General features: G+C 44.2%; 17 protein-coding genes. 8 read left to right on the top strand and 9 right to left on the bottom strand.

Annotated elements, in window-relative coordinates:
• Nucleotides 1-5: 5 nt before the first annotated feature.
• Entirely contained in the window at nt 6-1,214 is a 1,209-nt protein-coding gene (locus ABD943_RS01475) for a hypothetical protein (RefSeq protein WP_345291424.1), read from the bottom strand.
• 209 nt (nt 1,215-1,423) lie between these two features.
• Here ABD943_RS01475 and ABD943_RS01480 point away from each other — a divergent pair, with 209 nt between their 5' ends.
• Entirely contained in the window at nt 1,424-1,714 is a 291-nt protein-coding gene (locus tag ABD943_RS01480) for a DUF6763 family protein (RefSeq protein ID WP_345291425.1), read from the top strand.
• Nucleotides 1,715-1,889: 175 nt separating this feature from the next.
• The gene (locus ABD943_RS01485; protein ID WP_345291426.1) at nt 1,890-3,635 is read left to right on the top strand and encodes a response regulator; all 1,746 of its coding nucleotides are present in this window, start codon (nt 1,890-1,892) and stop codon (nt 3,633-3,635) included.
• On the opposite strand, the gene ABD943_RS01490 is transcribed toward ABD943_RS01485, so the two are convergent.
• A complete protein-coding gene (locus ABD943_RS01490; protein ID WP_345291427.1) occupies nt 3,624-5,048 on the bottom strand; it encodes a formimidoylglutamate deiminase in 1,425 nt (474 codons plus the stop codon). The genes ABD943_RS01485 and ABD943_RS01490 overlap by 12 nt on opposite strands.
• A gap of 41 nt (nt 5,049-5,089) precedes the next feature.
• Here ABD943_RS01490 and hutI point away from each other — a divergent pair, with 41 nt between their 5' ends.
• Entirely contained in the window at nt 5,090-6,340 is a 1,251-nt protein-coding gene (gene hutI / locus ABD943_RS01495; RefSeq protein ID WP_345291428.1) for an imidazolonepropionase, read from the top strand.
• A 140-nt stretch (nt 6,341-6,480) separates the two neighbouring features.
• Complete coding sequence (locus ABD943_RS01500) at nt 6,481-7,038, top strand: hypothetical protein (RefSeq protein ID WP_345291429.1); 558 nt, start codon at nt 6,481-6,483, stop codon at nt 7,036-7,038.
• A gap of 61 nt (nt 7,039-7,099) precedes the next feature.
• Here the strand turns inward: ABD943_RS01500 and ABD943_RS01505 are convergent, their stop codons facing one another.
• Entirely contained in the window at nt 7,100-8,326 is a 1,227-nt protein-coding gene (locus ABD943_RS01505) for an N-formylglutamate amidohydrolase (protein ID WP_345291430.1), read from the bottom strand.
• A gap of 172 nt (nt 8,327-8,498) precedes the next feature.
• Here ABD943_RS01505 and hutC point away from each other — a divergent pair, with 172 nt between their 5' ends.
• Genes hutC through hutH form a run of 3 tightly spaced genes read left to right on the top strand, consistent with a single transcriptional unit; the run spans nt 8,499 to nt 12,492 of the window.
• The gene (gene hutC, locus ABD943_RS01510) at nt 8,499-9,230 is read left to right on the top strand and encodes a histidine utilization transcriptional repressor HutC (protein WP_345291431.1); all 732 of its coding nucleotides are present in this window, start codon (nt 8,499-8,501) and stop codon (nt 9,228-9,230) included.
• A 33-nt stretch (nt 9,231-9,263) separates the two neighbouring features.
• Nucleotides 9,264-10,931 carry a urocanate hydratase gene (gene hutU, locus ABD943_RS01515; protein WP_345291432.1) on the top strand — a complete coding sequence of 556 codons (1,668 nt, stop codon included), beginning with the start codon at nt 9,264-9,266 and terminating at the stop codon, nt 10,929-10,931.
• A 31-nt stretch (nt 10,932-10,962) separates the two neighbouring features.
• Complete coding sequence (gene hutH, locus ABD943_RS01520; RefSeq protein WP_345291433.1) at nt 10,963-12,492, top strand: histidine ammonia-lyase; 1,530 nt, start codon at nt 10,963-10,965, stop codon at nt 12,490-12,492.
• Nucleotides 12,493-12,574: 82 nt separating this feature from the next.
• Here hutH and ABD943_RS01525 read toward each other — a convergent pair whose 3' ends face one another.
• Nucleotides 12,575-12,910 (bottom strand): hypothetical protein, encoded by a 336-nt coding sequence (locus ABD943_RS01525; protein WP_345291434.1) that lies wholly within the window; start codon nt 12,908-12,910, stop codon nt 12,575-12,577.
• A 63-nt stretch (nt 12,911-12,973) separates the two neighbouring features.
• A complete protein-coding gene (locus ABD943_RS01530) occupies nt 12,974-13,555 on the bottom strand; it encodes a YceI family protein (protein WP_345291435.1) in 582 nt (193 codons plus the stop codon).
• 97 nt (nt 13,556-13,652) lie between these two features.
• On the opposite strand from ABD943_RS01530, the gene ABD943_RS01535 reads away from it, so the two are divergent.
• Nucleotides 13,653-15,173 carry a DUF4139 domain-containing protein gene (locus tag ABD943_RS01535; RefSeq protein ID WP_345291436.1) on the top strand — a complete coding sequence of 507 codons (1,521 nt, stop codon included), beginning with the start codon at nt 13,653-13,655 and terminating at the stop codon, nt 15,171-15,173.
• A gap of 81 nt (nt 15,174-15,254) precedes the next feature.
• Here the strand turns inward: ABD943_RS01535 and ABD943_RS01540 are convergent, their stop codons facing one another.
• From ABD943_RS01540 to odhB, 4 genes are all read right to left on the bottom strand, one after another.
• On the bottom strand, nt 15,255-17,993 hold the full coding sequence (locus ABD943_RS01540; RefSeq protein WP_345291437.1) for a M16 family metallopeptidase: 2,739 nt from the start codon (nt 17,991-17,993) through the stop codon (nt 15,255-15,257).
• 249 nt (nt 17,994-18,242) lie between these two features.
• On the bottom strand, nt 18,243-19,115 hold the full coding sequence (gene sucD / locus ABD943_RS01545; protein WP_345291438.1) for a succinate--CoA ligase subunit alpha: 873 nt from the start codon (nt 19,113-19,115) through the stop codon (nt 18,243-18,245).
• On the bottom strand, nt 19,115-20,281 hold the full coding sequence (sucC, locus tag ABD943_RS01550; protein ID WP_345291439.1) for an ADP-forming succinate--CoA ligase subunit beta: 1,167 nt from the start codon (nt 20,279-20,281) through the stop codon (nt 19,115-19,117). Before sucC ends, sucD begins: the two co-directional genes overlap by 1 nt.
• A 79-nt stretch (nt 20,282-20,360) precedes the next feature.
• A complete protein-coding gene (gene odhB / locus ABD943_RS01555) occupies nt 20,361-21,614 on the bottom strand; it encodes a 2-oxoglutarate dehydrogenase complex dihydrolipoyllysine-residue succinyltransferase (protein ID WP_345291440.1) in 1,254 nt (417 codons plus the stop codon).
• Nucleotides 21,615-21,620: the final 6 nt, after the last annotated feature.

Below are 21,620 nucleotides of genomic sequence, written 5' to 3' on the forward strand. Positions count from 1 at the left end.
TTAGATTAAAAATAACGCTCAAAAGTCACTGACACATAATCATCATTTCTAAAGGGATAGAGCAAACTTGAATTAGGGCCTTGATCTTCATCCACGCTAAACAATCTTGCTTCCAAAATCATCTTCCAATCATCCCCTAAACGACGACTGGCCTCTAAATTCACAAAGCTTTGCTCGTCAGCATAAGACATTGCGAGCAAAGCATCGGTAGATTGAATATCGTTAAGCGCAAGGCGAAAACCCAACACTCCGACATCTTGCTGCTGATAACCGCCTGGCAAGGTCTCTCTTGAATCATGCTGGTATTCCATAATCATCCCTAAATCTGCTCCACTTTCAGTAACGCCAAAAAACGTATACTCAAAACCGCCAACCGCGGCCCAGTAGCGATCTTCATTAAACCCCGAGCGACTCATGGCCTCTAGCTTCCATAACCAAGCTCCTTTTGTTGCTTGAACGTCTAAGCTCGTTTGATCGATAGTGACGTATAATGGACGCAACATGGGTTGTACTGGATTGGTTGAGTCAACAACAAACAAAGGCTCTCGGCTCGTACCTGAAAAGTGTGACAAACCAATATCCCAGTCACCAATCCACTTAGACCAACGAATCGCACCATCCAGTCTCTGCTTACCGTCTTCGTCTGCATAAATCGGGTTATCCTCATCCACCGCTAATGGGAAGCGGAAACGCCCTTCTTCGCCAGCAAACGTGCGCTCTCTTGATCCTGGCAAAACAAATAGTTCCAATAAACCAAAGTCCTGCTCCGTCGATAGCACCACCATCTGCTGTCCTAGCTTATCTTCACCATCAATATTCTCGACAAAGTCCGTTTGGTTGATCACATCAACTAAATGTTGAGATTCAGCGACCCCCCAAAACACTTTGCTGACGCCAGCCTTAAGTTCCCATTGGTCACCCACATAACGAACCATCAGCTCACGAATATCCGCATGGCTGCGCTCATCATCTAAACTGTCCCAGCGCAGAAACGGTTTAAACACGATACTCCAGTCGGTGTCTTCCCAGCGATGATAAAATTCTGGCTCTAAAGCGACAGAAAACTCGCCCTGTTCCTGGCCAAAGTCACCCTCCTCAAAAAAGTAACGCCCTTCAGTCGATACTACGCCACTCCACTCAGCAGCACTCGATACAGGCTGGCCAATAAAAGACGTTAAAAATAAAGTAGTTAAGATTAATCCCTTTGTAGTCATAGTCATTTTCTTCGACATACCAGTTGGTCTGTTTAATGCAAGCATTGTAGGAAATAACACCAGAAATTACTACTGAACTAAAAAAATATCTCTTCTAAAAATCAGAACTGCTAGACAATTACCCGATCTGTCATCGTGCATTTTTTAACCGTTGTGTTACTCTAAATAGTACTAAAGTAGCAAGCAAACCCTTGCTACTAGGAGGATTGATGGCACAAGCAATAAACCCAGAAAGAGGCCACTGGTATAAAAGACTCGATCTTGATGAAAGTTTTGAAGTTGTGGCGATTGACCGCGACGACGAGTGTATTGAAATTCAATATTACAGCGGCGAAGTGGAAGAACTCGATCAAGCAAGCTGGGATTTACTAGACATTGCGCCTGTCGCCCCGCCCGATAATTGGAGCGGTGCTTTTGGTACGGATAACCGGGTTGAACTAGACTTTCAAGCTGACTCGTTAGAATCAGCACTAAACATGATGGACAGAAAAAACTCTTAAGAGCCCTCAAGCCTCTCCAACCTCCACAGGTATCGACCTGCTTTAAATAACAAAAACGTATTCGCCTGCTAACTCGGTCCTAATAGTTAAGCTGATGGACATTCGTTCTGTGATTGGGTACATTCAAGCACTGTAATGGTACAAATATCAAAGTCAGCTCCAAAGGGATTTCACCTTGAAAAAAACAAAACTTACTCATCAATACAGTTTTGCGTATGCGATCGCATTTGCTGTCGTTTTGATCGTGGTAAATTTTGTCTTTTATCGTTCTCTGGAAGACACCCATAAAATACAACAGAAAAAATTGTGTGACCTGATTATCGCGAGCTTCACCCCAGGTATCGAGTATGGCTTAAGTTTTGGTAATACCAGTGATCTACAACACACGCTATACCCGCTTAGAAATAACCCTGAAATTGCCTTGATACAAATCATTGATAATCAAGGCACCGTAGTATCTCAAGTTGATAACCGCGGCTTAATCGGTATGTCGCAAAACATTGATTTACCGACCGTTGATAAAGATATTTCTCAAACACTAAGTTCAGGTGTTCAAGGCTCATTCTCAGAGCAGCTTATACAAAGTGCTCAAAACGAAAAAAGACGTTTAGGACAGCTTAAAATAGCGACAACGCCTTATCGTTATAGCAGAGCTTATGATGGTATAACTCACCTTTTTATTAACTTAGCAATTATCCTCCCGCTGGCTTTATTTTGGCTATTCCTTAAGGTTAGACAAAACCAACAATCTAAAGTCGTTAGGAAGATCACCGCTCAACTTAATAACCCGGAAAGCTACAAAGACTTTAAAGAGAACCTGAGAACTGCCGAAGGAACTGACCTGCTTACAGCAGTGGAAAATCAAGTGATCAAAACCCAAGGGTTAAGGCATAAACTCAACATGCTTAAAACTGAGGTTCAAAAGGCTCGACTTGATGCTAACACGGAACTTCACGAGTTTATTGGCTTTATCACTCAACAAGACTTCAATAGCTCCATCAATAATTTGATGATGTTTTATGAGATCATAAAGCGTCCCATCGATCAAACTAGAGCAGCCGTTTGGTGCAGAGATTTACTCTCTCAGTCAGTGGTAGAACTGTCTAGTGAAGCCAAAAATAGGAACACCCTAATTCAAGAATCTTTCAGCGGAAACAGGATGAACCACCAAGTCCATGTTGATCAAAAAGCTTTCAAGCAGATGCTGAGACTACTGCTTCAACAGCTTATTACAATTTGTGAGGGAGAAACGCTAAATATTCACTTTGACCTACGTCAAGACTATCAGGATATAGCAAACCTCCGAATCTCCTTTTCTTCTGAAGCTGAACTTTTCAAAAAAGCTCTTGAAAGGCAGAGCTTATTCCAGTTTATAGAAGAGCTTCCTGTGACAGTGCACAGCAACAACATTCAACTGATTTCAGCCAAGCATCTACTGAAAAAATTTGGTGGCGAGTATTTATACTTTAGTGATGAAATTCGTTTCGAAATGCCTTTAAACACACTGTCTCAGACGGATAAGAAATCTCAACCAGAGCCCATAGTCCCACTGGGAATTAATCTGAGCGTATTAGTTTACGACTCAGACCCAATCGACAAAATGGTTTTAATTGGCTACTTAACAAAGCTCGGTGTCACCGTTGATAAAGCAACAACTAAGCAAGTAGTCGTACAAAAATTGCGCCATGACAGTTACGATGCCATCATTGTAAACTCAGACTTTCTAAGTGATGACGCGTCATTTGCACTAAACAATTTCTTAGAAGAAATTGAGCAGCTAGAAACCAAACCGGACGTTATTATTGTGAGTCATGATCACAGCGTTATAGAAACGGAGGCGTTTGGAAAGTTAGGCTCGGCTCAGTTTATCACTAAGCCGGTTGACCCACGAAAACTCGGTAAAACGCTATCAAGCCTGTAAGCGCTTAAGACTCGATTTAAAACCATCGACGATTACAGACTGAGAAACATGCTTGCCCTGCTCGACCACTTTTTGCCCTCGAACCCAAACCGCATCAATCGCATCGTTGTCCGCTTGATGGTTAAAAATAAAGGCATCGAGAAGTTGCTCTTGGGATTTACCCGTAAACACTAGTGACTCAAGGTTAAGCTCTACAAAGTTTGCTTTATAACCGACGGCAATCTGTCCAACTGGTTGTTGTAGACTTTGTGCTCCGCCCTGCGCAGCCTGAGTCCACAACCAGTGCCCCGTAGAGCTGTTAGCACCATCAACCAATACCGTTCTTGAATGCTCACGTAAACGCTGCTGATACTCCAACCAACGTAACTCTTCAATCGCATTCACAGAGATATGGCTATCGCTACCCACTGACCAGCGACCACCCTTTGCCTTAAATTCCTTCATTGGGAAGAAACCATCGCCAAGATTGGCTTCGGTGGTTGTACAGATCGAGACTACTGCTTTAGAGTCAGCAATCGACTTCACTTCGTTGTCGGTTAAATGCGTGGCGTGAATTAAACACCACTTGTCATCAGGACTTAGGTTCTCGTAAAGCCACTCAACCGGGCGCTGACCATAATGCGCCACACAATCGTCCACTTCCTTGGTTTGCTCCGCGATGTGAATATGGATCGGCGCTGAGTCTGAGTGCGACCGTAACGCTTCAACTGCAAATTTGAGGTCGCTTTTGTCCACGGCTCGCAACGAATGCGGCGCGATACCGTAGCTTTGGTTGTACTCTGACGATAGCGAATGAACCTGCTCCAAAAGGCGTCCGTAAGCCTCTTGTGAGTGAATAAAACGTTTCTGCCCATCGTTTGGTGCTTGTGACCCGAAACCGCTGTAGCGATAGAATACCGGCAATAAGGTGACATCAATGCCACTGTTTTTACCTGCTTCAAAAATCTGTAACGACATTTCTGCAGGATTCTCGTAAAAGCTACCGTTCTTGTCATGATGTAAATAATGAAACTCGCCCACCGAAGTGTAACCCGCTTTTAACATCTGCATATAAAGTGCGCTGGCGATATGGTTCAAGTCCTCTGGCTCAATATTCTCCACAAAACCGTACATCGCTTTGCGCCATGTCCAAAAGCTGTCTTTTGCATCTTTATTAGAGCCGCCACTGGCGCCGCCGCTCACTTCGCCCAGACCGGCCATCGCCCACTGGAACGCATGGGAGTGATTATTGACCATACCAGGTATCACCGCGCCATCAATCACTTTTCCACTAAAGTTTGCGGGTTTCTCGGTTTGTGGTTTAATTTTAGTGATAACCCCATTAGAATCGTGCTCCAACAACACGTTCTCCTGCCAGCCGTCGGCCAACAGTATTGATTTAGCGAAAATCTGTTGCGGGTGAATACTTGTCATAGTGTCGAGTAAAATAGTTAAAACAATATCAGGATCATAATATGAGCCAGAGTGAAACGAAACCTTTTGATTACATTATTCACAACGTCAATATCGCGACTTTGTCCGACCAGTACGCCAGCGAAGACAATCCCTACGGTGTCATCGAAAAGGGCGCGATTGGCGTTAATGATGGCCTGATTTCGTATATTGGCACTTCTAACCCTGAACTTGATGCAAAAGAAACGATTGATGCCCAAGGCCAATGGCTCACTCCTGGTCTCATCGACTGCCACACGCACCTTGTCTATGGCGGTAATCGTGCAAACGAATTTGAAATGCGGCTCAATGGCGTCGCTTACGAAGAGATCGCCAAAGCTGGTGGCGGTATTATTTCTAGCGTTAAAGCCACCCGCCAAGCCACCGAAGAAGAGCTCTTCCAAAGCGCCGCCAAACGTTTACAAAGCTTTATTGACGAAGGCGTAACCACGATTGAAATCAAATCGGGCTATGGTTTAGATACTGAGAACGAAATTAAAATGCTCAAAGTCGCCAAGCGACTGGAGCAAGAATTTCCTATCCGCGTCAGCACCACCTTCCTTGGCGCACATGCGTTGCCGCCCGAATTTAAAGGCGATGGCTCAAAAGATAACTCTGATGGGTATATCGACTTAGTCTGTAATGACATGATCCCTCAAATCTCTGAACTGGGTTTAGCAGACTGTGTCGATGCATTCTGTGAAAACATCGGTTTTACTTACGAGCAAACCGAACGCGTTTTTAAAGCCGCACAAAAACATGGCCTCAAAGTCAAACTGCACGCTGAACAGCTATCCGATCAGTCTGGCGCAGGCTTAGCCGCAGACTATAACGCCCTATCCGCAGATCATTTAGAATACTTGTCACAAGACTCCATCGACAAAATGGCCAAGAGCGGCACAGTTGCGGTGCTACTACCAGGCGCTTTCTACTTCCTGCGCGAGACCAAGCTGCCACCAATAGACGAACTGCGCCAAGCAGGCGTACCCATTGCCGTCGCCTCCGACAGCAACCCCGGCACCTCGCCAGCGCAATCACTATTGCTCATGCTCAATATGGCCTGCACTCTCTTCCGTATGACGCCCCTTGAAGCACTACAAGGCGTCACCATCAACGCCGCTAAAGCTCTAGGACTAGAAGATAAGGTGGGCAGTATTGAAATAGGCAAAAGCGCTGAACTCGCGCTGTGGGATATTGACCACCCTAATCAGTTAAGTTATCAGTTAGGTGGGAATAACTTAGTTAAAGTTTATAACTCGACTAATAAACAATAGCTCGTCATGCCGTGGCACCACAGGCACTCCCAATGGTCGATCACCACCGTATCCAGAGTCTTTTCTAACTTGCAAAAAAGTCACCCAGGAATTAAAGTCGGCCATGCTAAAATATGTATTTATAATTAAGGAGAACTAAGATGCAATTACTTTGGGGCGCAATAATACTCGTTGTAGGCTTGGCGATAGGAGCTGTAGTTGAAGTTCCATTTTTTAAGTTTGATTCAAAAAACAGCATTCCTGTGCACTCTCCGGGAGACTTACTTTTTGAAGATAAGAACCCTAGAGACTTAACGGAAAGTAAAATCATAAGAATTGTTTTTAAAAAAGAGCTACCCAACGAAGTTGTATTCGAAGTTACATATAACTTTTTGGAAAATGACAAGCAAGGACGTAAAGTTGGTTTATGGACTGATAGTAACTTTTGGTCGTTTAGTCACGGGAAGTTAAAACAGGGACTGAATACTGTTACTGTAAAGTCCATTTTATCTTCACGATCTGAGGCTGTACATGTATCTGAGACGTTGACATTCACGATATCAAGTTCAGAAAATAAGTATAATAACTGGCTGGATAAGGAAGTAATTAACTTCAATAAAATATGGTTCCAATGTGAAAAGCATGAAACATGTAATTTTGTTTTTAATGCTTTATCACATGAAACAAAGGAAAAAGTTTTTAGTCGTGCCCATAAGTAAGACAATTATGGAGTTAAACTAAACTCTGCTTTACTATTGCGTTGCTTTTGATTTAAGTTTGTTAATAGCGGTCAAAAGCAGCGCATTGCAACTTCAGGACTAAGTCCTTAATCACTCCCCCAACCTTATGCGCCTTTTCCTTATCAAACAATCTTAATTTTTCATTTAAATACGTAGCCTGCGACAACTCTAGCTGGATGGTATAGATATTATCCTCTGGCTTGGCGTATTGACGAGTAATAAAACCGCCTTTAAAGCGTCCGTTGATAATTTTTGAATAGTCACCGGTATCGAAGTTTTCGAGCACTGCTTTAAGCTCGTCGCTTACAGTTTGGCCTTCGTTTGTGCCGAAGTTAAAGTCTGGCAACTGGCCATCGAAGAAACGCGGAACGTGGGACTGAATGGTGTGTGCTTCAAACAGTAAACAATAACCGAACTTGTCTTTGGCTTGCTTAATTAGGCGCTCTAACTCTTGATGATACGGTTTCCAGTACAATTCTGTTCGTCGAGCGACCTCATGCGAATCAGGCTCTTCGTCTTCTTCGTATAGTGCTTCTAAATCAAAGGTCGATGTTGGGCAAAGCTCAGTATTATCAGCTCCTTTGTACAGCACTTTACCGCTACAGTCTCGATTTAAGTCAATCAGGTAACGTGAATAGTTAGCGTTAATTCGAGTGACTTTTAGCTCTTCTAAATAGTCATAAAGTTGTACTAGATACCAGTCGGTGTCGGCGCTATTCAAGGCGGTGTCCGTCATCTGCTCTAAGACATCATGCGGGATAAACTGCCCGTGATGCGGCATCGAAACAATAATAGGCGAATCCTGCTCGACTAGATCGAATACTGGTATTTCAGCCTCACTAAAACGCAGGCTGGCTCTATCCAAAATCATAATATCAGCCTCGACATACTGAGTTCGTGCGAGGTCTGAATTGATTAATTCATCGCTGTAATAGTAACTAATCAGCTTTTTGGCGTCGCTAATCAATAACGGACACTGTTGCTCTACCGCACTCCATGATTCCGAGCTTGCGCCTGAATGATTTAAGTACCACTTTACTTGGTACAGGTAATCTAAAAAGAAGTCGGTCAGCGTTCGATGATACTTTTCTTCGGCGCCAAGAACTTTGGTCAGCTTGATAATATCCTGATGGAACTTTTCGCGAGCCTCGACCATAGAGTATTCATGGATATAATCCCAAGCAACTTGTAAATGCGCCAAGTGATTGAATTCACTCGGTTCTATTTGCTGCTTTTTAAATCGTTCGGTTAAAGATTTAGAATTCATTGGTCTCACTTGCCTTTTCTTTATTTCTCTTTTCACTTTTCTTTGCTATTTACGCTTGAAAAGCATACGTATTTATTAGTATAGTTCAACTTGTATATACAACTTAGCATACAGGATTTTTTGCTGGGTTCAAGTCACTACAGGGATTATACAATCAATTAGATTGGAGCTCATGACTGAAGCTAATACTCACCGTTATATGGTGGTAAAAAACTTTATAAAACAAGGTATTGAAGACGAAAGTTGGGCGGAGCACAAACGAGTGCCCTCTGAGAATCAGCTGGTGGAAACCTGTGGCGTCAGTCGCATGACAGCTCGCCGCGCTTTAGATGAACTGACCGAAGAAGGTATTTTGTATCGCGTTCAGGGCCGCGGCACTTTTGTCGCTCCAAAGAAGCTCCATTCGCCGATGCTCGAAATTAGAAATATCGCCGACGAAGTTCAAGATCGTGGTGGAGAATATTCTAATGAATTGATTTTATTGCAAAAAGAGCACTGCCCTACTCACCTTTTACACTACTTTGACTTAGAGGAAGGCGAAGACATTTTCCACTCGATCATGGTCCACAAAGAAAATAAAAAGCCGATTCAGATTGAGCAACGTTACGTTAATCCCAAAGCTGCGCCGGATTACTTAAAACAGAATTTTAATGAGATGACGCCGAACGTCTATCTATCAGAAGTAGCGCCACTAACGCAGGCCGAACATCAAATCGAAGCCAAAGAGGCAGATCCCTTTATGCGGATCACCCTAAAGCTGCAAGAGAATGAGCCGGTGTTATCGATTGATAGAACGACTTGGTCGAAAGAACTCTTGGTCAGCTATTGCCAATTATTCCACCCTGCCAGCCGTTTTAAGCTGACTGGACGATTTACTACTGAACACCAACTGACCGAGCTTTAGCTGGGTTACTTACAATATTAGAGAGGAGTCAAAATGAGCGAACGTTTTGATGCAAGTCGCGAGATAAGAGCGCCAAAAGGTACAGAGTTAAACGCAAAGTCATGGTTAACCGAAGCACCGCTTCGCATGTTAATGAACAATTTAGATCCAGATGTTGCAGAGCATCCGCAAGGCCTAGTGGTTTATGGCGGTATTGGTCGAGCGGCTCGTAACTGGGAATGTTATGACAAAATCGTTGAGTCGTTGAAAGAACTTAACGATGATGAAACGCTTTTAGTACAGTCGGGAAAGCCTGTAGGCGTTTTTAAAACTCACGCTGATGCACCGCGAGTTTTAATCGCGAACTCAAACCTAGTGCCACACTGGGCAAACTGGGAACACTTCAACGAGCTAGACCGAAAAGGTTTAATGATGTACGGCCAGATGACGGCGGGCTCTTGGATTTATATTGGCAGCCAAGGCATTGTGCAAGGCACCTACGAAACGTTTGTTGAAGCGGGTCGTCAACACTTCGACGGCAACACCACAGGCAAATGGATTTTAACCGGCGGTCTTGGTGGTATGGGTGGTGCGCAGCCGCTTGCTGCAACCATGGCAGGCTATTGCATGATCGCCGTTGAGTGCGACGAAACGCGTATCGATTTCCGCCTGCGCACGGGCTATGTCGATAAGAAAGCCACCAGCATTGATGAAGCTTTAAAAATGCTACAAGAAGCTTTGGACAATGGCGAGGCGATTTCGATTGGTTTACTGGGCAACGCGGCTGACGTGTTCCCTGAGCTTCAAAAGCGTGGCGTTAAACCTGACTTAGTGACTGACCAAACATCAGCACATGATCCTGTGAATGGTTATTTGCCACAAGGCTGGACACTTGAAGAGTGGCGCGAAAAAGCGCAATCTAGCCCTGAAGAAGTGACTAAAGCGGCGAAACAATCCATGGCCGTTCAAGTCAAAGCTATGGTTGAGTTTGCTCATGCCGGCATCCCAACCGTCGATTACGGTAACAACATTCGCCAAATGGCGCTGGAAGAAGGTGTCGAAAACGCTTTTGATTTCCCAGGCTTTGTTCCAGCTTATATCCGCCCTCTTTTCTGCCGCGGCGTAGGTCCATTCCGCTGGGTAGCGCTTTCAGGTGATCCAGAAGATATTTACAAAACCGACCAAAAAGTGAAAGAAATCATCGCTGACGATCCGCATCTTCACAACTGGCTGGATATGGCGAAAGAGCGTATTCAATTCCAAGGCTTACCATCGCGTATCTGCTGGGTCGGCTTAGGCTTACGCCATAAACTAGGCTTGGCATTCAATGAAATGGTTAAAAATGGCGAGCTAAAAGCGCCAGTTGTCATTGGTCGTGACCACTTAGATTCAGGCTCAGTAGCCAGCCCAAATCGCGAAACGGAAGGCATGAAAGATGGCTCTGACGCTGTATCTGATTGGCCTTTACTGAACGCCATGTTGAACGTAGCTGGTGGCGCCACTTGGGTATCGTTGCACCACGGCGGCGGCGTTGGCATGGGCTTCTCGCAGCACTCAGGCGTCGTGATTTGCTGTGATGGTACTGACGAAGCTGCCGCACGCATTAATCGTGTACTCTTCAATGATCCAGCGACAGGCGTTATGCGCCACGCAGATGCTGGCTACGAGGCAGCTGTCGAGTGCGCTAAAGAAAATAACTTAAACCTTCCAATGGTTAAGTAGAGCTGACAAACAATTTTAAGGTTATCAATTTATGACAATGTATACATTAACTCCAGGCAAGTTGACGCTTGCCGACTGTCGAGACATTTACTCGAAGCCTTGTCAGATCGAACTAAACGCTGACTTTTACCCAGTGATCGACCGCTCGGCGCAAACAGTCGCAAACGTCGTCGAAAACAACCAGACGGTTTACGGTATTAACACGGGCTTCGGTTTGCTCGCTTCAACACGCATTCCACGCGAAAAATTAGAGCTTCTACAAGAAAGTTTAGTGCTTTCTCATGCCGCAGGCATTGGCGAGTTACTTCCTGATAACGTAGTTCGCTTATTGATGGTGCTTAAACTGTCGAGTCTATCGCAAGGCCACTCAGGCGTGCGTCGCGAGACGGTTGATGCACTGATTAAACTAGTAAACCATGAAGTCTATCCGTGCATTCCGGAAAAAGGCTCTGTCGGTGCCTCAGGCGATCTAGCGCCACTAGCGCACATGAGTTGTACGCTAATTGGCGTCGGTGAAGTACGTCATAAAGGCAAAATTATCAGTGCCGTTGAAGGCTTAAAAGCTGCTGGGCTAGAGCCTTTGACGTTAGCCGCCAAAGAAGGCCTAGCGCTACTGAACGGTACCCAATGCTCAACGGCGCTAGCCTTAGCAGGATTGTTCGGCGCGGAAAACAATTTCTCAGCAGCGATAGTCGCTGGTGGTTTAACGGTTGATGCCGTGCTTGGTTCAGTTGCACCTTTCGATGCACGAATTCATGAAGTTCGTGGCCATGATGGTCAAAAGAAAGTGGCCTTGTCGTTACTGAATCTAATCAAGGGCAGTGAATTAAACGAATCACACGAAGACTGCGACAAGGTACAAGATCCATACTCTTTACGTTGTCAGCCTCAGGTCATGGGCGCAGCTCTCGACCACATGCGTTTCGCTGCTTCGGTATTATTAACTGAAGCCAATGCGGTTTCTGATAACCCGCTAGTCTTCCCCGAAGACGGCGATATTATTTCTGGCGGTAACTTCCACGCAGAGCCAGTCGCTATGTCCTCTGACTTATTGGCCATCGTTATCTCTGAAGTGGGTGCGATTGTGGAGCGTCGTATTGCTCTTATGCTCGATAAACACCTAAGCGGCCTACCAGCCTTCTTAGTCGAAGACAGTGGCGTTAATTCAGGCTTTATGATCGCACAGGTGACTGCCGCAGCATTAGCCTCAGAAAATAAAACATTGGCGCACCCTGCTTCTGTCGATAGTTTACCAACGTCAGCCAATCAAGAAGATCACGTTTCTATGGCTACCTTCGCGGCGCGACGTTTACGCGATATGAACTTCAATACTGCTGGCGTCATTGCAGTTGAGTTATTAAGTGCAGCACAAGGACTGGACTTTAGAGCACCACTTAAAACCTCAGCGACGCTACAGAAAGCTTACGATGCGATCCGTGAAGAAGTCCCTTATTACGATAAAGATCGCCACTTTGGCCCAGATATTGAAGCCATTCGTGAGTTAATTGATAGCGGCTTATTTAATCAATTCGCTAAAGAGTTAGAACTTCCTAGTTTATAAAACTTAAATTGTAATAAGCACAAAAAAAGCGCCAAATCGGCGCTTTTTTAATTCAGGAGCTTTGCTCTGCTTTTCTTACAACTTACATTCCTAACGAAATCTCAGCGATTCTTCGACGGGCTTTCTTGAGCTGAGAAGTAAATTCTTTCTTTTCCAATAAATGTTTGTAGCTGTCCGATTGATAAAGGTGGCTAACTAACTTCTTTTGTCGGATGAACTGCTCTGGCATGTAGTCTACCCCTACTTTGCACCAAGCCATTCCTTTCAGTCTAAGTTGCTCAGGATGGCCTTCACCTTTAACAAACTTGCAGATTGAGACGATCTTATCGGCAGTGTGGTCGTCAATATCAAGGATGTCAGCTTTTGCTGCCGAAGAAACCGCGAGTAACACAATGCCAGTTATAATGGGTTTGTACATTTGCCCTTCTCTATTGCTATTATGGTTGATAACAATAGCTGCTTGAAACCCTTATGTTTGTGTTTATTTTTTTCTGGATTTCACAGCTATATAAAACTCAACGTCAACCTCATGCTTCACCCAGTCTGGGTTTTCCCAAGCACCAAGCCCGAGGTCAAAATCGAGACGATTGATTGTAAAATTACCTGACAAATGCAACAAGTCGACTAGTTCACGAATTTCTAATTTAAAGCTGTAAGGCTTTGTTATTCCTTTAATTTTCAAGTCGCCAGTTATTTCATAAACACCTTTAGAAACAGACTTAATAGAACTTGACTTAAAGTAACTTCTAGGTGAGTTCTCAATATCAAACCAGTTACCTTTTTTGAGCTTTGTGTCACGCTTTTCGCTGCCACTTTCAACCGATGCCAGTTCGATAACAACATCTATCTGGCTAGCCTCTAAATTATGGCTATCAAAAGTCGCTTCAACGTCAAACTCTTTGAAGTGACCAGTGAATGATGTTTTACGATTTTGTACACCGCTAAATTCAATTTTACTGTCTTCTTTTACTAGCTGGTTATACTCGGCAGCCACTGCGGAGAATGGCGTGAAAAAACTCAACATTACAATAAAACTGCTCAACAAATGTTTAACTTTCAACATACTCAACCCACGATTCATAAAATTTTGAAAGATTTAACCCTTTTAGGTTCCTTAGACGTTTATAGTGTTAGAACTAAGGAAATACAAGGTAAACTTTATGCACATTACACATAACTCACATAGCCTTTTAACATTACTTGTCAGCGTAGCGTTAGGTACAACTGCTGTTTCCGCACATGCAAAAACAAAAAGCGAAGCCGTTACCATCTACAGCAGCGCTCAGCCCGGCTCTATTTCACCAAATGTCTACCGCCCTATTCCTGGGCAACATTATGGTCACTACAATGTCCCAGGATACGCTGTCGTTCGTAGCACTCAATCTCACAAGCTCGACAAAGGTCTAAACCGACTCGAAGTTAACGACGTCGCTGCTCTTCTTGACCCAACCACGGTATCATTTCGTTCATTAACTGACCCTGAAGCGCATGTTTTGGAACAAAACTACCAGTTTGACCTGGTTAGCCAGCAGAAATTACTGCAGCGCTATTTAGGAAAAACCATTATTGTAGAACAAGTGCAAGGTGATGATATTAATCGCATTGAAGGTGAGCTGATTAGCGCTACAGGAGGTCTTGTCCTAAAAGATACACGCGGCAACATTCATAGCATTAGGAATTACAGTAACATCAAGTTTCCACAACTTCCCGGTGGCTTGCGGACAAAGCCTACCCTGGTCTGGGATTTGAATGCGACCCAATCTGGTCAGCAAAATATTGAACTGAGCTACCAGACGGAAGGCATGACTTGGTGGTCAGATTATAACGTTGTCTATAACGAGGAAGATAACTGCACACTCGATCTGTCGGCATGGGTTAGTATTATTAATCAATCTGGCGCTAATTTTGAGAATGCCAAGCTGAAACTGATTGCGGGTGATGTCAATCGGGCGCAGCCAGAACAGCCTAGTAGAAACCATATGGTTTATGAAAAAGTGGCATCAGTAGCAGACGGTTCCAGAGGCTTTGAAGAAAAAGCCTTCTTTGAATACCACCTCTATACGCTTGGCCGCCCGGCTACACTTCCTAATAACTCCACAAAGCAGCTGGAGCTGTTCCCTTCCGTAAGTTCAATAAGCTGTAACAAAGAGCTGGTATTCGACGCATCAAGCCAATATCGCTATGTCGGCCTCAATACCAATCAAAGTTATGGCCGCAATACGCAAGGCGACGTTAATGTGTATTTGCGCTTTGATAATAGCGAAAAAAATAACATGGGAATGCCTTTGCCGGCTGGGCGCATTCGAGTTAATCAGAAAGACTCGGACGGCAGTTTGGAGTTCATTGGCGAAGACATTATTGATCATACGCCTAAAGATGAAGACGTTTTGATTAAGATGGGTAATGCTTTTGATATTAAAGGCGAACGCAAACAAACCGACTATCGAGTCGATACCAAAGCTCGAACCATGAGCGAAAGCTTTGAAATTACGCTACGAAACCACAAACCTGAAGCCGCGGATGTCGTCATTAGAGAAACCTTGTATCGCTGGTCTGAGTGGGAAATTGGGCGTAAATCTCACAGTTTCATCAAACAAGACTCCCGCCATATCCACTTTGATGTATCTATTCCGGCTAACGGAGAGGTTACGGTGACTTACACGGTAAACTACTCATGGTAAGGGTTTTACCACTAACGTTATAAACAGGCATAAAAAAGCCGCGATCTTGCTTACAAGTCGCGGCTTTTTCTGGTCTTCGGATTACTCAGCTTTCGCTTTATCACCTGCTTTGATAATAGAGATCTTATCTAAGCTTAAGTGTTCACGGAAAGCGTCATTAACGTCCTCAACAGTTAGAGATTCAAGCTTCTGCTCAAGCTCTTTATCCCAAGTCATTGAGCGCTGTAAATCAAGGTTTCCAGCAAGTGTTCCAACCAAGCGATTATCTTTCGCTCTGTCGATACGGCGGTTTTGAAGCATACCTTTTACAGCAGCATCTAACTCTTCTTGCGTAAAGCCATTTTCGATCACCTTCTCAAACTCTTCTTTAAAGCCAACCTCAACTTTCGCTAAGTTTTCAGGCGCACAAATTGCATAAGCACCAAACGTCGCTTTATCGTCATATGAGCTCGCACTAAAGAATGAACCCGCACCATAACTTAAACCATCTTTTTGGCGTAAACGAGTTGCTAAACGACTGTTCAAGAAACCGCCACCAAAAATTTGATTGGCCACAACTAAGGCTGGGTAATCAGGGTGACTGTCACTAAGCGGTAGTTGAGTCATTGCGCCGAAAGCGGCACCCGCTTTATCCGGTGTGTTAATGAAACGGTTTACTGACTCAACATCTGACGCTGACGTTTCAATACGTTGATAATCAACTTTTGAGTTCCACTCGCCCAATGTTTTTTCTAAAGCCGTCTGTACAGCGTCTTTATCAAAGTCACCAACTACCGCAATATCTGCTGCTTGAGCACCTAGGAAGTTATCATGGAATGTCTTTAACTGTTCCGGCTTAACGTCTTTAATAGCGGCTATCTGCTCATCAATACTCATTGCATACAATGGATGCGATGGGTCGTAAGTATTCATATGACGCCCAAGCTCCGTGAACACTTTGGATGTAGGTTGTTGCTTCTGCTGCTCTAACGCTACAATTCGCTCACGCTTAAGCACTTCCAACTCTTTTGCATCAAATGATGGCTTCTTGAACACTTCTTCCAATAACTGAATAACCTCATTCAAGTTTTCTTTGGTCGTTTCTACCTTAGCAGTTACCTGAGTAGTACCACCTTGGATGCTCACGTTAGCTTTCAAACGATCGAACTCGGACTGCAACTCTTTACGATTATGTTCTGTTGTGCCGCGCTCTAGCATTCCCGCTGTTAGCGAAGGAATGACACCGCTATTTCTTAGGTCTTCTAGATTACCCAAGTCTAGCTGCACCGTTGCTACAACGGACTCGCCTCGTGTTTTCTTTGGCAAATAAATCACTTTAGCGCCGTTAGATAACGTCGAGACAGTCGTTCTTGAATCAATGTTGTCTTGCGATGGGTCAAAGTCTTCACCTTGAGCAACAGCCTCACGTCCCTTATAACCCTTTAACATTGCTTTAACGTCTTCCGCGTCAAGTCGGGCAATTGAATCAGCGCGATCAGGCGACTGTTCTGGCAAGAACAATCCAAGCGTTCGGTTATCATTAACCAAGTACTCTTCTGCGGCGGCTTGAACATCGGCTGCTGTAACTTTTTCTAAGCGATCACGATTTAAGAACAGTAAACGCCAATCACCCATGCCGACCCACTCGGTAAGCTGCAACGCAATACCTTGCGACGAATTAAAGCTTAACTCTATTCCTTTTAAGATTTTTGCTTTGGCACGACTGACTTCTTCGTCAGTAATCGGCTTGCTTTTGATACCTTCAAGCGCGTCTAAAAAAGCTTCTTCTGTTTTTTGAATGTCTTTGTCTTTTCCCACTTGAGCCACAAACAACAATGCGCCGGGCTCGCCTAACTGGAATGGGAAACCAAATGATGATGCCGCTAAACCTTTTTTGACAAGAGAGTCATGCAAGCGACCTGTTTCGCTATCGCCTAAGATCTGAGTCAAAATTTGTGTTGCCGCAAACTTTTCAGAAGGACCCGCAGGCGTTTTGTATAAAGCGCCAACCATTTGGACGTCACCTGGACGACGAATCACTACTCGACGCTCGCCGTCTTGAATCGGCTCTTCCGTGTAAAGCTCAGGAATGACACGTTTTGGTTTCGGAATGTCGCCAAACTCTTCTTCAATTTGCTTAATGATCTGCTCTTCATCAATTTTTCCAGAGACAATCAAGGTCGCGTTATCTGGCTGGTAATACTTACGATAAAAAGCCTGTAAGTTGCTAATATCAACATTTTCGAGATCCGAACGAGCACCAATCGTTGACTTACCATAGTTGTGCCAGTCATAAGCGGTCGACATTAAACGTTGCAACAATACTCGAATAGGATTGTTCTCACCACTTTCAAGTTCGTTACGAACAACCGTCATCTCGCTATCTAAATCTTTCTTTGCGATGAATGAGTTAATCATTCGATCCGCTTCTAAATCTAGCGCCCAAGCAATGTTTTCTGGCGTAGCCGTAACTGTTTCATAATAGTTGGTTCTGTCATACCAGGTCGTGCCGTTTGGTTCAGCACCATGGTCGGTTAACTCTTTAGGAATATCTTTGTGGTCTGGCGTGCCCTTGAACACTAAGTGCTCTAGCAAGTGAGCCATGCCCGTTTCACCGTAGTTTTCATGCTTTGAACCTACGTGATACGTAATATTAACAGTGACTGTTTCTTGGCTTTTGTCTGGAAACAATAAAACTTGAAGCCCGTTATCCAAACGGTACTCCGTAATTCCTTCGACAGAAGTGACTTTTTCAACGCCTTCAGGAAGCTTGGCATAGGCTGTTCCAACGCCTGTTGCTAAGGCGATTGCTAGAAACGTTTTTTTAAATGTTAGAGCCATAGATATCCCTCTACTTAATATCCCGTTGTGGGTGAGTGTTAATGTATTGTACAAATCTTTTGGCCGCGTAACTGCGCGCTGCCAATAGCAAAGCCGAGTATCTTATAAACCTATGTAACAGTATAGGTACTAAATGTTAATAAATATGACAAGAAGTCAGAAATCAACGACTTAAAAAATCTTAGCCATAAAAAAACCGGAAACTAAGGCGTTTCCGGTTTTCTTTTTAACAAGAAATTACAACTAGTATTACCAACCAGTAATCTCTTTCATGGCTGAACCAATATCAGCTAATGAACGTACGGTTTTTACACCAGCATCTTCAAGCGCAGCAAACTTTTCAGCCGCTGTACCTTTACCACCAGCAATAATCGCACCAGCATGCCCCATGCGCTTACCTGGAGGCGCTGTAACACCAGCAATGTAAGAAACGACAGGCTTAGTGACATTTTCTTTGATGTAAGCCGCTGCTTCTTCTTCGGCAGAACCACCAATTTCACCGATCATGACAATCGCCTCAGTCGCTGGATCTTTCTCGAACATTTCAAGAATGTCGATGAAGTTTGAGCCAGGAATTGGATCACCACCGATACCGACGCAGGTTGATTGACCGAAACCAAAGTCAGTGGTTTGCTTAACCGCTTCATAAGTCAAAGTACCTGAACGAGAAACGATACCCACTTTCCCTGGCTTGTGGATATGACCCGGCATAATACCGATTTTACTTTCACCCGGAGTAATAACACCAGGACAGTTAGGGCCGATTAGGCGAACACCTAGACGGTCACACACAATTTTTGCATCCAACATATCAAGCGTTGGAATACCTTCTGTAATACAGATAACTAACTTAATGCCTGCATTAGCAGCTTCTAAGATAGAGTCTTTACAGAAAGGGGCTGGAACGTAAATAACCGATGCTTCTGCGCCTGTTTTTTCAACCGCTTCAGCAACTGTGTTAAATACTGGCAAGCCTAAATGCGTTTGGCCACCTTTGCCAGGTGTCACACCACCAACCATGTTAGTGCCATACTCCATCGCTTGTTCAGTGTGGAATGTGCCTTGTGAACCAGTAATACCCTGACAAATAACTTTTGTGTCTTTATTTAATAGAATACTCATTATTTGCCCTCCGCTGCAGCAACAACTTTTTTCGCTGCGTCAGTTAAGCTTTCTGCTGCGATAATGTTTAAACCTGACTCTGCAAGAACTTTTGTGCCAAGCTCAGCATTGTTACCTTCTAAACGAACGACAACCGGATCTTCAATGCCGACTTCTTTTACAGCACCGATAATACCTTCTGCAATCAAATCACAACGAACGATACCGCCGAAGATATTGACTAAAACTGCTTTTACATTATCGTCAGAAAGAATGATTTTAAATGCTTCAGTCACGCGCTCTTTTGTTGCACCACCGCCTACGTCTAGGAAGTTCGCTGGCTCACCACCGTGTAACTTGATGATGTCCATTGTTCCCATCGCTAGGCCCGCGCCATTAACCATACAACCGATGTTGCCGTCGAGAGCAACATAGTTCAGCTCAAACTTAGCTGCGTGCGCTTCACGCTCGTCTTCTTGCGACGGATCGTGCATTTCAGAGAGATTGTTTTGACGGTACAGGGCATTGCCATCAATATTGATCTTTGCGTCTAAACAGTGCAAGTCGCCGTCATCTTTGATGACTAAAGGGTTAATCTCTAGAAGCGCCAAGTCTTTTTCAGTAAACATTTTGGCTAACTGAATAAAGATATGTGTGAATTGCTTAACTTGTTTGCCTTCTAGACCAAGTTTAAAAGCTAACTCACGCCCTTGATAAGGCTGTGGCCCTACTAATGGATCAATCGTTGCTTTAAGAATTTTTTCAGGCGTTTCCTCAGCAACTTTCTCAATCTCGACACCACCTTCTGTCGAAGCCATAAAGACAACCCGACGTGATGAACGATCGATAACAGCGCCCAAGTACAACTCTTGAGCGATATCTGTGCAAGATTCCACTAAGATTTTGCTCACTGGCTGACCGTTTTCGTCAGTTTGGTAAGTCACCAAGTTCTTACCTAACCATTGTTTAGCAAACTCTTTCACTTCATCTTTAGTTTTAACTAGTTTTACACCGCCTGCTTTACCACGACCACCTGCGTGCACCTGAGCTTTAACCACCCACATGTCACCGCCGATTTGGCCCGCAGCTTCAAAAGCTGACTGAGGGTTATCAACTGCATAACCTTCAGATACTGGTAAACCGTATTCACGGAATAATTGTTTACCTTGATACTCGTGTAGGTTCATTTTGATGTTCCTAATTTCACGTTAATTAAAAAGACAAAAGCCGGATAGTAACTATCCGGCTGTACTTGATACTTATAGATTAAACATCCAATAAGATGCGAGCTGGATCTTCAATAAACTCTTTAATCGTTTTCAAGAAGCCAACTGATTCACGACCATCAATAATTCGATGATCATATGAAAGCGCAACATTCATCATTGGGCGAATAACGATTTCACCATCAATCACAACTGGACGATCTTCCATACGGTTCATACCTAAAATACCACTTTGCGGTGGGTTAATAATTGGCGTTGCCATAAGCGAGCCAAAGACACCACCGTTCGAGATAGTAAAGGTGCCGCCTGTCATCTCTTCGACAGTCAATTTGTTATCGCGAGCCTTTTGACCGAACTCACGAATCTTAGCTTCGATATCCGCCAAGCTCATCGTATCTGCATCACGCAACACTGGAACCACCAAGCCGCGAGGTGAAGATACGGCGACGCCGATATCGTAGTAACCATGATAAACAATGTCGTCACCATCAATTGAAGCGTTTACCGCAGGGTAACGTTTCAAAGCTTCGACCGTTGCTTTTACGAAGAAAGACATGAAGCCCAAACGAGTTTCATGAACTTTCTCAAACTGTTCTTTGTAGCGCGCACGCAATTCAACCACTTCTTTCATGTTGATGTCGTTGAACGTTGTTAGTAACGCTGCATTTTGTTGCGCTTCGACTAAGCGAGTAGCAATCATCTTGCGCAAACGAGTCATTGGCACACGCTTTTCTTCACGCAAGCCTGCTGAGACGCCTTGATTCGAGGCTGTCGCATCAGAAGAGCTCTTCGCTGCGGGTGCAGATTTTTTGCCACCGTCTTTAACAAACTTCTCAACATCTTCTTTAGTAAGACGTCCGCCTTTGCCTGTTGCGGGAATATCGGCAGGATTAAGGTTATGCTCAGCAACTAAACGTCGAACCGCTGGTGATAAAGCATCGTTCTCTTTTGAAGGCTCTGCAGGTTTGTCTTCAGTTTTCTCTTCAGGCTTAGACTCTTTCTTATCGCCCGAAGCGTCTTCTTTTGATTCAGAGTCAGACCCAGCGTCGCCACCAGCACCAGCTTCAAATTTAGCAATCGCTTCTTCTTGAAGAACCGTATCACCTTCTTCTTTCAAGATTTCAGAAATCGCACCATCTTCTGGCGCAACCACTTCTAAAACCACTTTATCAGTCTCAATATCGACCAAGTTCTGATCACGAGATACTGCTTCACCTGGCTTGACGTGCCAAGTAGCAATCGTTGCATCCGCTACTGATTCAGGCAACACAGGAACTTTAATTTCGATAGCCATGTTATA

It is taken from the genome of Kangiella marina (assembly GCF_039541235.1).
GTDB lineage: Bacteria > Pseudomonadota > Gammaproteobacteria > Enterobacterales > Kangiellaceae > Kangiella > Kangiella marina.

What these genes read in the sequence shown, in the direction of transcription:
- sucD (WP_345291438.1), bottom strand. Translation starts at nt 19,115, where the DNA reads ATGAGTATTCTATTAAATAAAGACACAAAAGTTATTTGTCAGGGTATT.
- ABD943_RS01540 (WP_345291437.1), bottom strand. Translation starts at nt 17,993, where the DNA reads ATGGCTCTAACATTTAAAAAAACGTTTCTAGCAATCGCCTTAGCAACA.
- odhB (WP_345291440.1), bottom strand. Translation starts at nt 21,614, where the DNA reads ATGGCTATCGAAATTAAAGTTCCTGTGTTGCCTGAATCAGTAGCGGAT.
- hutI (WP_345291428.1), top strand. Translation starts at nt 5,090, where the DNA reads ATGAGCCAGAGTGAAACGAAACCTTTTGATTACATTATTCACAACGTC.
- ABD943_RS01500 (WP_345291429.1), top strand. Translation starts at nt 6,481, where the DNA reads ATGCAATTACTTTGGGGCGCAATAATACTCGTTGTAGGCTTGGCGATA.
- ABD943_RS01535 (WP_345291436.1), top strand. Translation starts at nt 13,653, where the DNA reads ATGCACATTACACATAACTCACATAGCCTTTTAACATTACTTGTCAGC.
- ABD943_RS01475 (WP_345291424.1), bottom strand. Translation starts at nt 1,214, where the DNA reads ATGACTACAAAGGGATTAATCTTAACTACTTTATTTTTAACGTCTTTT.
- hutH (WP_345291433.1), top strand. Translation starts at nt 10,963, where the DNA reads ATGACAATGTATACATTAACTCCAGGCAAGTTGACGCTTGCCGACTGT.
- hutC (WP_345291431.1), top strand. Translation starts at nt 8,499, where the DNA reads ATGACTGAAGCTAATACTCACCGTTATATGGTGGTAAAAAACTTTATA.
- hutU (WP_345291432.1), top strand. Translation starts at nt 9,264, where the DNA reads ATGAGCGAACGTTTTGATGCAAGTCGCGAGATAAGAGCGCCAAAAGGT.
- ABD943_RS01525 (WP_345291434.1), bottom strand. Translation starts at nt 12,910, where the DNA reads ATGTACAAACCCATTATAACTGGCATTGTGTTACTCGCGGTTTCTTCG.
- ABD943_RS01480 (WP_345291425.1), top strand. Translation starts at nt 1,424, where the DNA reads ATGGCACAAGCAATAAACCCAGAAAGAGGCCACTGGTATAAAAGACTC.
- ABD943_RS01490 (WP_345291427.1), bottom strand. Translation starts at nt 5,048, where the DNA reads ATGACAAGTATTCACCCGCAACAGATTTTCGCTAAATCAATACTGTTG.
- ABD943_RS01530 (WP_345291435.1), bottom strand. Translation starts at nt 13,555, where the DNA reads ATGTTGAAAGTTAAACATTTGTTGAGCAGTTTTATTGTAATGTTGAGT.
- ABD943_RS01505 (WP_345291430.1), bottom strand. Translation starts at nt 8,326, where the DNA reads ATGAATTCTAAATCTTTAACCGAACGATTTAAAAAGCAGCAAATAGAA.
- sucC (WP_345291439.1), bottom strand. Translation starts at nt 20,281, where the DNA reads ATGAACCTACACGAGTATCAAGGTAAACAATTATTCCGTGAATACGGT.